Consider the following 233-nt stretch of genomic DNA (forward strand, 5'->3'; position numbering starts at 1 on the left):
CTTGAATCGCCATCAATAACACCAAACTCACCGCCAGGAGGTGCAACAGCACATTCGCCTTTTTTGAGTACACCAAACCTAAAGTCAAAGTTAAGCTCATTTCTGTTAGCCAAATTAATGCCATTGACAGAAAAGCCTTCTGTGCTTTGTGTGGTGTCGGTATTGGCAACTAGTGGCAACAACGCTTGCGTTGTTTGTAATAGATCGTTGTTTTTATCGAGTAAAAAGCCACT

General features: G+C 42.1%; 1 protein-coding gene. It reads right to left on the reverse strand.

The annotated features are described in order from the left end of the window. The coding region (locus R2R70_RS23325; RefSeq protein ID WP_410979395.1) for a cellulose biosynthesis cyclic di-GMP-binding regulatory protein BcsB at positions 1-233 on the reverse strand (233 nt) is incomplete at both ends.

The sequence above is a fragment of the Cobetia sp. SIMBA_158 genome (genome assembly GCF_046566945.1).
GTDB classification, from domain to species: Bacteria; Pseudomonadota; Gammaproteobacteria; order Pseudomonadales; family Halomonadaceae; genus Cobetia; species Cobetia amphilecti.